Genomic DNA, 14,651 nt, shown 5'->3' with positions numbered 1-14,651 from the left:
TTCTTTTATCTTGCCTATCGTGTGTTGCCTAAAATCCATAGCCTCTACCCCGGCCAGAGCCCTGATTCTGCCAGCCTGCCTGGTATTGCTGGGCCCGTTCTGCGCGCTCAGCGAGCATTCTCTGGACTTCATCGAGCACCATTGCGACACGGCCGGTGACATGCCGATCGCACTGCTCAAGGCGGAACGTGCCCACGAAATGGTCCGCGGTGAGGTTCGCAATGTGCTCAAGATCCCGGTTTTCCCACGGCCGCAAGGCATCGGCCGCAAGCAGCTCAAAGTCTCGGGGGAAGTAGAAAACCCACGAGGCGATAACCGCTGACATGAGCAGCTTGTCCAACCCATCCCCCAACGCGGTCTTGTCCAGGTAGGCCAACTGGATAGAACGCCCGCGGTGGACATCGAGGTATTCGATCCACCAGCGCGCATCAAAGGCAACAAGCTTCTGGTGCTCCTCTGCGCTCAAGGCGGGAACGACCGCATTTGTGCTGGGAAGCTTCCTTTCGGATGCCGTCTGCTCACCGTGCGCGGCTGCCGGTGTGGAAGGCGCGACCGGTGGTTGGGCCGAGGTGTCAGAAGACGCAGTGCTTGGCGGCACCCCTCCCACCGCAAAGGGATTGCCCGATGCAGCATTCAACGGCAGCCCGTCATCCTCAGTCGCTGCCAGTGCGGTGTCGCGCTGCACAGGGGATTCAAGTCCCTCCGACGAGTGCTGACTACCCAGGGGATTCGGCGCATCCAAGGGGTTGGGCGGGAAAGGTGAAGAAGTACCATCAACGGCGGCGAAGGGCGAGGCGTCAGAAGCGGGGGAACCAAACTCCGCTGCGCCGTCCGCAGCCCACGGGTCACCACAATTTGATTGCGTATCAGTGCCTTCACCAGCAGTGTTCCCCGCGGCCCAATCCGCCGTACCGGCACCGCAAGTGGACAGCGAGCTGGCTTCTGACTCTTCATGCAGAGACGACGATTCCGACGTGTACTGGGAAGGATCACTCAGTTCGCTCTCCTGAGTAGGGCGTTCAAAAGCGCTGACGTCTGGGAGGGCCTCATCCACAGCGAACACCACTGGGTTCCCGGGTATGGCGGTATCCGCAAGGCGCTGCTTCTCACTCGGCGGCACAACGATCATCGTGGAGGTGCTCAAAGGAAACTCATTGATGGCCGCAGCTCTTTCGAAGGTGGAGAATCCAAAGCCGTCCTCTCCCACTTCGCGTGCAGTGGCAGCAATCCATAATGCCGCTTGATTATCCGGCGCAACGAGAATGACAAGTCCATTGCGGGAATTGAGCACGGTCGCCATCGCGGACACAAGCGCGTGGTTAAACGTGGGATTCGGATTCGGGGTCACGGATTTAAATGGCGCGGGAAGCTTCTCCGGCTGACGGAACTCCCCCTCGAGGAATTCATCCAGCAACACATCCGAATGCAGCGGACCACGCGCCGAAATGCTCTCTGGAATCTGTACCTTGTCCACCTCATAGATAGAAAAAGGGGCAGGAATATCCGGGGAATACAAAACCGTCGAAGGCACCGGCGGGGTACCCGTCCGGGTAATGCTGGTGTAGGTAAACACGTTACCCCCGCGTCCCGTGGCATCGAGGCCAGCCGGAACCGACACCATGGTCACCCACTTGTCTGCTTCCGGAGTGAGCGCAAAAACCGCGGTACGCCGCACAAGCTCGGCACGCTGCCGGGCCGAGGGAAAATCCGGAATTGAAGTGCCGTTGTTGAGCGTGGTGGGCACGAAGGAAACGAGTTCAGCCAGCTCTTCCTGGGTAAGGTCGCCGACCTTCTGGCCCACTCCCCAACCACCAGCGCGGCCGTTGGCTCGGGAGAAGGACGCGTAGCTAAATGCGCCGCCCATGATTAGTGGCCTCCTTGGAAGTACTGGTCCTGACCATAGTTCTGGTCGTAGTTGTACGGAGGCTGCTGGTTTGTGTACTGCTGATTGTTGTTCTGGCTGGCGGCATAGAACATCAGCTTGTACGACACATCTTTTTCCACCACCACTGCCTTATCCGATGCGCTGAGCGTCGGTGATGCCTCGCTGTAACTCTCAGCGAATCCGCTGAAAGCGTCCTCACCACCGAAGCTGCCAAAGGAAGAATCAACGTGAGCATCGAAGCCCTCGACCGCGAAGAGGCGAATGAATCCTCCTCGCTGTGAGTACTGCCCCAAGGAAACCGTGAAGTCGGGGTACTGGCCGCGTACGGGGCCCAAGCCCTGCGCTACGTGAGTGGTGTTCTGCAGGTTGGTCTCGACGATGCCGAGCGCCTCACCGTCTTCGGGGAAGAGAGGGAGGCGATCGGCGCGGTACACCACCTGACAGGAGAACTGACGCTTGTCACCGTTGCCCAGGCTCCACAGGTACACCTGCACCTGGCTGTTGGACTCATCAAATTCAAAGTCATAGGTCACCGGACGTAGGCCCTCATACTGAATGACGCGCTCATCGCCCTCGGTACGCTTACCCGCAAACACTGCATAGGGCTTAAGACGTACCGTATCGCCATGCTGATCCAGGCGCATGCGGATGCCGCCTTGCAGGTCATAGTCCTCTTCGCGGATCTGGTCATGTTCGCGGTTGGTGGAGTATTCAACCGCCGTCGCTCCCTTTGGCCAGTCAAAGGTGATGAGCTGGCTGTCCACACGTTCAATAAGGCGGAACTGGTCGTCCCCAATGGACTGCACGCGCTGCAATACCTTGGATTCACCAACCCAAGCATCGGCATCGTTAAAGTTCACTGGGGTGATGTACACCTCGTACCAGTCTGGTGGCCATGGCACCGTGGTGGTTTGGAAGGAACCGGCCTCGGACACGCCACGGGTCTCACTGATCGCACTCGACAGCGCACTTTCGACGTACGTCTTTGGTACTGCCGAGGTACGCAGGTCTGCCTGCGGTGCGGTGGGCGTAAGGTAAATCTTCACTTCACCAGTCTTGGGCGAGTACCAGTCCACCTCGATCGAATCCTGCCCGTACTCGCTGCGGCGCTCGCAGCGCGAAAGCTCCAGCTTTTCCAACTCACTGGCTAGCTTCACGGAGCGCTGCACCGCGACCTCATCCTGGCTTTGCTCGGTAGCGCCATGGAACTCTGCTTGGCCCAGCAAAGAGATGACAATGGTCTGACCTGCCTCCTGCACGGGGATGGTGGCCTTGCGCCCAGAGCTGTCCACATCCTGCTCGAAGCGCGGTGAAAGGGGCTCCTTCTCGGTATCGCGGCAGGCATAGACCATGGCGCTGGTGTGCCCCGGCAGCAGGTCCCAGGAAACCTGAACAGCGCCCTTGATGGTCGAGACCTGAACGTTGACCGGTGGGAAAACTACGGCAGTATCACCCATGAAAACCGGCTGACTGTGGACTAGTTCCCGCAGGTCCGTCCCCTTATAAGCCCACACCGCGTAGTGGCGCAGGCCAGCTTCCCCCGGGTTGTGGTCACGGTAGGCCGTTCCCTTGGTGTAGACCAGCGTGTCGCCGGCATCTGGGGACGCGACCATCTCAGAATCGTCCGCCACAACACGGTAAAACACGACCTCATTCGGCTCATGCTCAAGCTCCGGCCACCACAGGCGCACGGGGTGGCGCTGGTCAGTGTCTTCCTCCGGCTCCGGTTCGACGCCATAGCTAAAGTCTTCGCTAGATTCTTCCCCGGTGTCGGTGTTCTCAGGGACCTCCACCTCGACATCAATACCGGGGGCTACCCAGTTCGGATCCTGGCGGTACTGGTATTCCGCGCGGATTCCGAAGCCCGGAATGGTGATGTAATCCTCTTCGTTGACTTGAGTCTTTTGTTCCTCCTCAGCCTGCAGCTGCTCCCACTCAGCGAAGAAGTCACGCGGAGCCGCTGCAGCGGGGGCTTCGGGCGCGGGGCGCGGCTCAGGCTGACTATGCGGCTGTGCTTGCGATGCCGTGACGTGCTGCTGTTTATCACGTGCCGCTGAACGCTCCGCCGCCGCACGTTCCTCAGCTGCCTGCTGAGCAGCACGCTCCTGCGCGGCAGCAGCGTTGAGGGACTCCGCGCTGAGCTCTGGGTGTTCTACCTCTTCACCATTGAAGGCAGCAGCGATCTGCTCAGCAAACTGCCGAAACGGTGCTGAAACGGCCGCGCGGACGTCCTCAGCGCTCACGCGCTTGAGCTCATGCAGCGTGGTGAGCTCGCTGAGCGGTACATCCTTAATCGAAGGTTTCGGGGTGTGTGTCATCAACGTTCCTTAGATCAGCGGTCTTTAGAAGGTTTCATCGAGGTCCGACAGGTCCGGCGCACCCGGCTGCCTAAAGACTGGGTTGGCGTTCGAGCCCTGCTGCCATGGGGAGTTCTCCTGTGCATCGGACTGGGATGGTGTGGCGAAACCCATGTGGCTAGTGTCATCAAGCTCATCGAGGGACAGAGCCGACGGGTTGTCAAAGGTGTACGCGCCGGATGCCGAATCAGGGATGAGGTACTTGAAATCGGTGATCTTGCCGTATTGCACCACCGTGACCGAGCGTGACAGCTGGCTGGTCAGGGCCGTCTGGCTATCTACCTCAACGATGCGGGTGCGGTCACCATCAATCTCCGTGAACCCTTCGGCGCCACCTGCACTGGTCAGCGCGTTAGGGCTGAAGGCTTGCAAGGCACCTTTGTCCTGGTTCATACCGGCAAGGAACTCGCTCGTGCTCTGACTACGGCTGCCACCTTCCTCGCGGAAGGTCACGTGGCCCAGGTACTGCTGAAGGCTGCGCGTCATACGCGGATCCGTGATGACCTTCTGCCACTCCTGCTGCTTCGCATCACGATCTTTCATGTACGGGTGATCCAGGCTGCGTGAAAGATTATCCAGCGGGGTGCTTGAGCCCAAGCCCGCCATGCCCCACATCTCATTAAGCGCCACAGCCGAGTGGCCCGTGCGGTTGCGCTCAAAGGTGTCGTTCATGTCATCCAGCAAGGACTTGAGGGACTTGTGCGCCCACTCCGACTGATAAATGTAGGAGCGAATCTCATCGGTCATGCGCACCGCATCATCGCGGCTGAGCACGGCCTGCGCAATGCGCGCGTTCTCTGGGAGGCCAGACTGCGGTGTACGCAGATGATCGCTCGAAGTTTCCTTGCGGCCAAACGGCGCGTAAATTGCGCGGCCCAATAGCGCCGACCAGCTCAGGAACTGGTTATAGGCATTGGAAATGCGTGAAATCTCTGCCGAGGCGGTGGCCAGGTTCTGGGCTGCAATCTCCTGATTACGGTTCAGCAGTTTTCGGCGCTGCACGTAATCAAAGATCTCTCGCTGAGCTTTTGTGAACACCGCCCACGAACACACAAGGAAGAGCACAATCGCCAGAATGAGGCCCACCACGTACCACGGCCAGTCGAACCATTGCAGGTACTCGCCTAGTGGCAGATCCGGGTTGTACCGGCCGGCCACCATGTACGTCATGAGGGCAAGGACAACGAAGAGCACAATCCACATTGTGCGCAGTTTCCTGGTCAGAGCTTTGTTCTCCGCGTTGAAGTCGCGGGCCTGGAAGCTGCTGGCCAGTTCTTGGAGCTCACGGGCCTTCGCATGGGCCTCGCGGTACTTCTGCTGGGCGTGGCCCACCGTGTCCCAGAGGCCTTGGCCCACCTTCCACGCGAAGGTAGTGCTGTTCTTCGCCCGCCACGAGGCAAACTCGTGTTTCTTGCGGCTTACGGCCTCGTTGCGGGTCTGCTGGCTGGTGTATTCGATATCAGCAGCAAAGCGCTCTGCACCGACTGGGTCAAAAGGAGCCACCGTTGCCTGTGACTCATGCGTGTACCCCAATGTGCTCGTCATGAGCGGGTGAAAGCCCTCGAAGGACGCGCTGACATCCTGTACCGACTGCCCGCCGTACTGCACGATGTACATGTTGCCTTGGTTATTGCGTAGGCCCTGAACATCAATGCTGTCGCGCCAAGAACCGTCAACCAGTCCCAGTGCGAAATCGTGGTAGGCCTCCCAGGTGCGCGATAGCTGCGGTTCCTGCCCCAGCGAGAAATGTTGCTCTTTAGCCACGCGCAGTGCATGCTCGCTGGCTTGGCGCAGCTCGTCAACACTCGTTGCACCGCTACCCTTGCCGGAGTGCCCCGCCAAGACGACCTCGACGCTGGAATTCTCGCCGTACAGCATCTTCTGCAGGAAGGTGGCCGCGTTCTTGTTTATGGCGCCGCGCTGGCCTTCGACCCAATCCTGTGGCTTACCAATAACGGTTGACCAGTACAGGCGAAGGTTATCCTTGAGTGCTGCCCAGCCACTCACCTTGTGGGACTGCAGCTCCTCATAGGCGGTAGGCGCGCTCACCAGTGGAGAAATCTCCTGGTCAATGAACATCTGTGCACACTGATCCGTGAGCTGCTCCGGGTTGGCGTAGTGTACAGCCCGCGAGATGTTGTTGACCTGTGGCTGCGGCAGACGCTGGGTGGGATCAAAGACAGCCTTTTTAACCTTGTCTTCAATGTCGCTGGCATCAATGGTCCGGTGGAACGCACGCACGAGACGGAAACGCTGGCGGTCACCGGTTTCGATAACGCGGTGCGTGTCAGGGTCGAGCACAGCAGGTTCTGGCATGCCGCGCCATAGGCCAAAGATGCTGGCCACGGCAGGAGCTGCGAACTGCGCGAGCTCGAAGCCATCCTTCGTCCGCTTGATCGGGCGGATGCGTGAGGATGCCGGGGTTCCGCCCTCCTCCGGAGACAGCACGAGATTGCTCCATCCCTGCAGTGGCATGATATCCACATTCTCTACCGGCAGGGCTGACAGCAAGAGGCGGACGCGCAGGTTCGAAGCCTGAATGAGGCGCTGGTCAACGGCACTGACCCACGCCGTGAGCTTATCGACGTCCTGTGGTTGGTCCGCATCCATCGGATCAATGGTGGCGAGGAGAACATCGCCGGTGAAGCTGCGGAGGGCCTCGTCCAACGTCGACAAGCGCGCGGTGCCCTCCTCCGTAAAGGAGCGCACTACCGCACTGCTGGTGGGGTGCGCGTAGTCAATCCATAGGAAGTCCTGCAGGAGACCGACGGCACGCAGATCGCTGAGCCGCGAGCGGATGTCATCCGCGGTCGCGCCGTGCCCGAAGATAATTACGTTCGTCATTAGAAGGTGTCATCCAGATCGTTGAGGTTGAATTCCGGTGCGGTGGTGTTCCCTAAGCCAGACTCGGAGCTGCGGACCTGCGGGGTCGGCTGCGCTACAGGGTTCTCCGCCACAGTCTTGGCTTGGTCCAAATAGTTGCGGATTACCGGGATCATCACAATGACATCCTCCGCCAAGTCACGGTAGTACGGCGTCATTGATGCCACCTCACGGGAACGAATCTCTGCGAACGGCTTATCTGTGCGTCCCTGCCCCGGCAGAGCATTGTTGTGGCCGGGGACGAAGTGATCCGCGCCGCGGGCGAACTTATCCAGCTCTGCCACGAAGGTGTCGTAGCGATCCTGAATGGAGGTACCCACGGTTCCACGGTTCGGCACCTCGCCCGATGCCAAGAACGTTGCCAGCCGGCGAACCACCGGGTGGGTGGAGGCACCGGAGTGAGCAAAATCGAGGCCGTCGTCGAACAACCCGCGTAGCAGCTGATAGGGGTACAGAGAGGATGCGAAACCGTGGGGGCCGTTCTCCTGCACCTTGGCGTAGGCAATGAAGATGGACTCAAGGACCGAGGACATCCAGTCCGACTTCTTGATCATGCGACGCGGCGAAATGAGCATGGGATTCGGGAAGTCTACCCAGTTGTTCACGCCGCCATCGGTGTCATCAAAAATGTGGGCCGCGGCGTTGCTGGCATCCGGGTTGGAAATGTACACGCGGCCGGTAATGCGGCCGATGATCCAGCCGGCCACCATCGCCTGACGCTCCGTTTTCGTCAGTGGCAAAGCTGCCGGTAGCGGGCGGGTACGGCGCTCGGACCACCAGGAACCATCGAAATTGTCCTGCTTCTCAATGTCCTTCGCAATGTAGTTGAACATGGAAGAGAAGACGATGGGCGAGTAATTCGGGTAAGAACCGAAAATCTCGATGTGCTGGACGTGATCCGACATGTTCAGCGAGTTGCGCAAAGCTACCGACGACGGTCCATCAATCTCTGGGCGGTTGAGCACGGACTCAAGCCGAGCCGCGATGCCGTTCTCTGCCGAACCAAGCTCGGCAAACGGGATATCAGAGAAGGAATAGGTGTACTGGACTGACTTGCCGTGAATGCGCTGAACCATGTCATCGTTGACAGCTGCCAGCGGGCGGGCATAGCTCAGAGCCAGCTGGAAGGCCTCGACGAAGCGGCGCTGGCGCTCTGCATGCTCAACCTCATTGATGTCCGGAGTCAGGGTGAGGTAGCGGCGCAGATCCACAGAGTTAAACTTCTGGAACTCATAATCGCGGCGGTTGATCCACTGACGGGAGCGCTCCAGCAGGTCCGTCGGGCGAATCTTGGCGTGGTAGTGCGCGCGCTGGGATTCACGGGATTCACCAGTCTGCGGGTGGCGCGACAGGTACTTGGATACCCAGCCGGCGCGGTTCGAATAGGCGTCATTGGTGCGCTTCTGTGGTGCCAGTGTGTCCTGCGGAGCCTGAGCTGCATCGAGCGATTCCCACTCGCCGCGAATAACGGCGCGTACTGCGAAGGGATAGGCCTGCTCATAGTTGGTGACATCCGCAGTGGACTGCTGGCCCTGGACAGTGCGCAGCATCTGGTCCTTGTAGTCAAAAATGAAGGAGTTGACGTCCGTGAGCATGATTTCGTTCTCAGATCCCTTGAAGCGGGATTCAACAACCTCATCAATCTCTGTCGGCCACGCGTTGACCTCATCCGTGCGCACATCGGCGAGTTTGTTGGTTTCCGCACGCTTGGACACTGCCTTCTCCAACACGGCGTGGGCATCGCCCAGTTCACGCTTGAGATGGAAGAGGTTCTCATCGGCGTAATCCTGAAGGACGTCCTTCAACAGGTGCGCGATGGCCATCAGCGCGTAGCTGTAGAACTGGTTGTAGTACAGACCCATGAGCGCGTTGACCGTAGGCGTCGGATCTGTCATCTGGCCCTTACCGGTCAGCGGGCTCAGGATGGGGTCTGCGCCTTCCGGCTTCGTGAGCACTCGCGTGTTGTGGTAGTAGCCGGAGTACTCCGCCAAAATCGGCATGAGGCGGTCAGAGTTCGTAAGCACATCCGTGATCTTGGAGAGCATCTCGCGTACATAGGGCACGCCGACGGCAGCGAGCTCGCCTTCGACGGTGGCCAGTACGCTATCGGTGAAGAAGTTGGCGTAGCGATACACGATGTCATAGGCAGCGTTGTTGAGCACGGACGCGATGGCCTGCTCATTGCGGGGATCAGCCAGGTTGCCCTCGAACTCTTCACGCCACTCGTTGACGTTGCGTCCCTGGCCTACCGGAATGTAGTTCTGCAGGTACTTCGTGGCGGTATCAGCGGCCTGCTGGGCTTGGCCACCGAAAACACTGTTGAGCCAGTTCCAGACGCTCCCACTATCAATCTGACCACCCCGTGCCCAAGACGGGTCAAGGGTGATGGAGCTAAAGGCATTGGGAAGGCGCTCTTCGAGCTTCTTAGCAATCTGCATCTCGCCCGCCTCAGGATTCTGCGGGTCGAGGTGACCGTTAAACAGGCGCTCGAAGGCGCTACGGGCGAGGCGCTGGGATGAATACTCGGCGAAGCGGTCGCGACCCATGGACACCTGGGCATACCCCAGTGAACCCCAAGGCAGACGGCCCCATGGAGTACCGCCGCTGGGACTGTCCCAACCGAAGAAGCGACGACCACCGTCACCTGCTGGGGTGTTGGTCAGCGCGTAGGACACAAGGTTGTCGCTAGCCTTGGTGGAGGCCATCAGCCCGGCGAGTGCACGGCCAAGGCCCCGGTAGATGGACATAGCGGATCCGTCGCCGAAGCGAGCGCTGGTGGTGCCCATCTTGGAACCAATCGGGAAAATACGACCGAAAGTCTGCCCCTCCGGCGGATTGCCCATATCGAAGGCCTCAAAAATGGCACGGTCATGGTCGCTAGAGTTGCCCATCTGAGCTGCAACGACCTCACCAAACATGGCCAGGGAGTTGGGCCACGCGCCGGCCATGTCATCAGCCTTGTTATCGGAGAAAATCTCCGGGGTGTACATGAAAACGAGTGTGCCCTGCGGATTCACGTTCGGGATAGTGGTGAGCACGCGGCACACATCCAAGAACATGGAAGCACCGGCGCCACCGGCCATGGACGACACCACGAGAACAACCGGCTCGGAGTCACCGGTATCGGACTCCAGCTTGGTCTGCTTGTAGTTCAGGCGGTTGAGTTCCTGGATGGCTTCCTGGGTGAACATCTCATCCACCGCCGCCTTGAGAGACTGACGAATCTCCTTGAGGTGCGGCAGGGTCAGCATGCGGCCGATGGCACGGTACTGGCCGGCGCCGTCCGCAAGCTTGACATCATTGGTGGACGGGTTACGGGTAGCCCAAGTAGCAATTTCACCGAGCTTGCCGGAGCGGCCAAGGATGCTGGAGACGCCTTCATCAAAGGTGTTGTAGTTCTGACGCGAACCGATGCCGACGTACTGTCCGCCGTTTTGGGTCACATTAGGCAGTTTCTGCGGGCCAGCTTCCTCCTCGAGAGGCACATCAATGTTGACGAACTGCCATGCTTTGGGCAGCTCTGTCATGTCTGGGTCAATACTGCGCAGCTCAGCCTTGAGCTGGTCCATCATGAACGCCAGGGTTTTGGCGCCGGAGCCACCGCAACCGACGACGAGGAACTTCTTCATCTTTAACTACCTTTCGAAGGGCTTCGCTTCTGTGCTGTTGTGTGGTGCTAAACCGACTTAGCTCTGAGAGCCAAACCCGGGGTTCGGGGGAAAGCCGCCGTTGTTACCAGGGGTACCAGGATTGTTCGGACGCTGCTGCCCTGGCTGGCCAAAGCCCGAGCTGCTGGGCCGCCCTGGCTGGTCTGGTTGGCTTGGACGCTGCGGCTGACCAAAGCCCGAACCGCCACCGAATCCCGATCCAGCGCCAAAGCCAGGCTGTCCGGTCTGACCAGGCTGCTTGGGCTGCCCCGGGTGATTTTCCCGCGACGGACCCGAGGGCTGAGAGGAGCCAAAGCCGCCATGCTGTGGGGCATTCTGCTGCCCACCGCGGAACGGAGCTCCCTGTGGACCAGGCTGAGGACCGCCTTGCGGGCCGGAAGGCCCGGGCTGGCCACCCGGCTGCTGAGGCGGCTGCTGCCCAGTCGGCGGAGGAGTCTGCTGCTTTTCTGCCGGGAACTCAACTTGGTCAAAGAGCGGCAGCGCCTGACGGCTGATCTCCTTGGATAGCTCGTCATAGTGGTGAGCCTGAGCCAACGTATCGACGGTCATGACGATCTCACCCGAGTCTCGGTCCTTCTCATTACCGACGAAGAACCACTCATTCTGGATAGCCAGCGGCAGCACCGCGCGGTAACCGGACTTCTTGCCCTTGCCGGAGATAGTGCCGTCGCGTTGAATCTCTACGTGAGCGGCAGTGAAGGGACTCAACCCCATTTTCACCTTGGCTTCATTGCGCCCCAGCTGCGCCGCGCGCGCCGATGCCTCCACCGGCACCGCGCCCTGGAACTCGTCCTTGCTGACTGAGAACGGACGGCCATTATCAGTGCGCACGAGGTTAGCGCCATCACGCTTCACCGGAATGGTCTTGACGAACATGCGTGGCTTCGCTGGAATGCGGCCGGAGAACCACTTCATGAAGTAAAGGATGGCCAGCGGAATCAGCAGTGCAAGCAGAACCGCGAGGACGAAAGCCAAGCCGAATGCAGATTTACTCAGTGGCGCGCTCATGGAGCCTTGCAGAGTGAGCGGCAGCTCCATCTGCTGGTTATCCTCTGCCGACTGGAGATTAATCACCGGCTCCACTCGCAGCGGGCCATCTGCAATGTTCTCAACGCTCAGGGTCACCGGAATGGTGGCCTTCTCATCCTTGGACAGTTCTAGTGCAGAGTCCTCGGAGTTGTTCTGGGAGGAGACGGCAATGGAGGGTACTCCCGAGGGAAGCATGCCGCTCGCAGAGTCCACTGTCTGGTCCGCTACCCAGACCTTGCCGGGGCCGGTCACTGGGACATCGACGGTGATTTCTTTCTCCGTCATCGTAATTGTCTGTGCCGAGCCAACAGTGGGCATATTAACCGGGGTAATGGTGAGAGGGGCCTCCGCATTGATGGGATCAAGCTTGGAGCCTGGGCGATCCTCCGTGCCCTTTGTAGTGATATCCACGCGGGTGACCAAGTGGCCCGACGCGGCATTCTCTACGTGTTCCAGCGGAATGTCGACTGGTTGGCCGTCCGTAATCGGGGCGTTGTCCACGAGAGTTACCGGTGAACCGTCTTCCGGAACAAACTCTGCATGCACTGTTCCCTCGCCTTCGAGGGTGCGGGGCTCGCCTTTGCCATCAACCAACTGGCCCTTGATGACCTGGTCAGAGTTGATGCCGCCGGCAGCCTTTGAACCGTCCTCACGTGTGAGGTTGAGATTAAGTCCAGGTACCATGACGACGGAAGCGAGATACTCGCCCTCAGCGCCCTCGGCCACCTTGTAGCCAAAGGTCCATGCGCCGGCCCAGTCATCGCCATCCTTTTCCATGGAAACATCCACCATGCCAGGAAGCTTGTTGTTCTCCGTCACGGAGACCTTCGCTCCAGCAACGTGTGTCGTATCAGCGTTAAGCTCAACCACCTCTCCGTTGGGCCCAGTCAGAGTCGGGGTGAGTTTTCCTTCTTCAACTGAGTTCTTCGGCACCGCCGACAAACGCACCGGGGAGACGGAGTTATCTAGAACAAAGTCAAACTGGTCCTTGAGGTTTCCGTCCTTGGTCACACCACCTGAGGTCGGAATGAGGTTTCGGAAGGCGGCGAACAATGCTGCTGGGTCCTCGCCTGCATCGAAGAATGCACCGTTCGGGGCCCCTTGACCACAGTCATCACCCTCCGCCATGCGGGTGAGCTGACGAATTTGGTCCTGTGCTTCCGCAGCCGGCACCAAGCCGACGTTGAAGAGGCGGATAGTGGAGTTACGGAAAGCCGTCACCGAGGAGTTAACCTCACACAGCTTATCCTGGGCTCCCTGCAGGTCATTAGCCTCAGCATCGGTGTAATACTTGCCGTCGGTGAAGAACACAATGGCGCGGCAGTTACTGCCCTGATGGGAAGCAAATTCCTTCAAGGCGCCAGAGTAAGCAGCGCCGTAGTTAGTCTCCAGATCGGAGACGCGGTCCTTGTGGCGGAACTTCTCCAGTTCGCCATCAAGTGCCTCAGCCTTACCGGAGACGTTGGTCCAACTACCATACTCAGCTGGATCGCTGTAATACTCAGAACCGAAGCCGGAGAGCTTCACGTTGATATCGGCGCCATTGTCCTCGCCCAGATTCGCCAGCTGCTTGATGATGTCCCCCGTGGCATCCACACGGAAAAAGTCGGCGTCCGTAGGCGTAGAACCTTCGTACCCCACCAGCGATGCAGACTGGTCCAGAACAAAGAGCAGGTCAGCGGATTTCTCGCTGGCGATACAGGAACCGAAGTCAGACAAGTTCTTCTGCGAGATCTCAGAGAGCTTGGACTCAGATCCAATACCTTCGCGGTGCTCCTGCGGGGCTGGAGCCTCGTCCGCATGAGCGCCCTGATCGTCGCCATGCTCTTCCGGGTGTCCCTCGGGAGCCGGCGCCTCGGGGGCTGGAGCGTCGGGAGCTGGAGCGTCAGGGGCTGGCGGCGCTTCCTGAGCCACAGCTCCCAAGCTTCCTCCGAAGCCGGCCAGCATCGCAGCTGCGGACAGGGCTAGTGCGCGGGTGAACTTCTTCATTAGGCTCCAACCACCTTTCCCACGTAGAAGGCGATTTCTACTGCAGCGGCGATGACGAGGAGGAAGCTACCGCCCATGATGATGCGGTAGAGCAGCGTCTGCGTGGTGTCCTCTACATAGAACGTCTCGGCCTGACGCTGCGTGTTCTTCAGCGTGTACAGGCCGAGGAGAACAAAGGCAACGATGCCTGCCAGCAACCAGCCCGCGATCGCGAGACCGAAATACAGGCCCTGCGTTGGAGAGGCAACGAGGGGCGCCAGCACCAGCACAATCAGGGCAATGACCGCTGACACACCACCGGCGATGAGCAGCGGCCACGGGCCCTTGGTGGGAACGGTCGGCGTTGCAACCTGGCGGCGGTAATCCGGAGCCGGGGAAGACTGACCAAAGCCATCCGACGAACCCGGCGCGCCGAAGGAGCTACCCGTGCTCGAGCCTGCATGTGGATTCGAGCCGGCTGGGGCGCCCTGGTTCGGTACCGAACCAAAACCAGAGCCTGAGCCAAAGCCAGTACCGGGGCCCGAGGGCGCTCCGGAGCCGGGACGTGGTACGGGGGCCTGGGCGGGGTCAGGCGCACCGAATCCACTGGGCCCACCGGACGCACCAAAGCCAGAACCAGCGTTGTGTCCCGCCCCTGCGTTTGGAGAAGGCGCACCGTGCGGCGGGCGCCCGCCAAACTGAGGTGACGAACCTGGGGAACCAAATGTCATAGCGATAACCTTCCCTATAACGGGTTATGCCCCAACTAATGCCCCCTTTCCCCTGCCTTAAGACACAGGAAACGAGGAATCAGCCGGAGAGCCGAGAGCCTTGAGATTTAAGGTAGTCGCAATCCCGGAC

General features: G+C 59.8%; 6 protein-coding genes. All 6 read right to left on the bottom strand.

Features of this window, described 5'->3' with window-relative positions:
- Positions 1–28 precede the first annotated feature (28 nt).
- From CSING_RS00865 to CSING_RS13955, 6 genes are read right to left on the bottom strand one after another with little or no spacing between them, the layout of a single operon-like run.
- Positions 29–1,864: a GAP1-N2 domain-containing protein gene (locus CSING_RS00865; protein ID WP_042528884.1), complete on the bottom strand. Its 1,836-nt coding sequence runs from the start codon at positions 1,862–1,864 to the stop codon at positions 29–31.
- Between the two features lie 2 nt (positions 1,865–1,866).
- Positions 1,867–4,203 (bottom strand): hypothetical protein, encoded by a 2,337-nt coding sequence (locus CSING_RS00860; protein ID WP_042528882.1) that lies wholly within the window; start codon positions 4,201–4,203, stop codon positions 1,867–1,869.
- 24 nt (positions 4,204–4,227) lie between these two features.
- The gene (locus CSING_RS00855) at positions 4,228–7,086 is read right to left on the bottom strand and encodes a hypothetical protein (RefSeq protein ID WP_042528880.1); all 2,859 of its coding nucleotides are present in this window, start codon (positions 7,084–7,086) and stop codon (positions 4,228–4,230) included.
- Positions 7,086–10,754: a tubulin-like doman-containing protein gene (locus CSING_RS00850; RefSeq protein ID WP_042528878.1), complete on the bottom strand. Its 3,669-nt coding sequence runs from the start codon at positions 10,752–10,754 to the stop codon at positions 7,086–7,088. Before CSING_RS00850 ends, CSING_RS00855 begins: the two co-directional genes overlap by 1 nt.
- Positions 10,755–10,811: 57 nt before the next feature.
- Positions 10,812–13,811: a vWA domain-containing protein gene (locus tag CSING_RS00845; RefSeq protein ID WP_042528876.1), complete on the bottom strand. Its 3,000-nt coding sequence runs from the start codon at positions 13,809–13,811 to the stop codon at positions 10,812–10,814.
- Positions 13,811–14,521, bottom strand: coding sequence for a hypothetical protein (locus tag CSING_RS13955; RefSeq protein ID WP_236683996.1), 711 nt, complete (start codon positions 14,519–14,521; stop codon positions 13,811–13,813). The genes CSING_RS00845 and CSING_RS13955 overlap by 1 nt, the downstream gene beginning before the upstream one ends.
- Positions 14,522–14,651 lie beyond the last annotated feature (130 nt).

The sequence above is a fragment of the Corynebacterium singulare genome (genome assembly GCF_000833575.1).
Lineage (GTDB): Bacteria > Actinomycetota > Actinomycetes > Mycobacteriales > Mycobacteriaceae > Corynebacterium > Corynebacterium singulare.
This window is presented reverse-complemented; position numbering and strand designations above follow the sequence as displayed.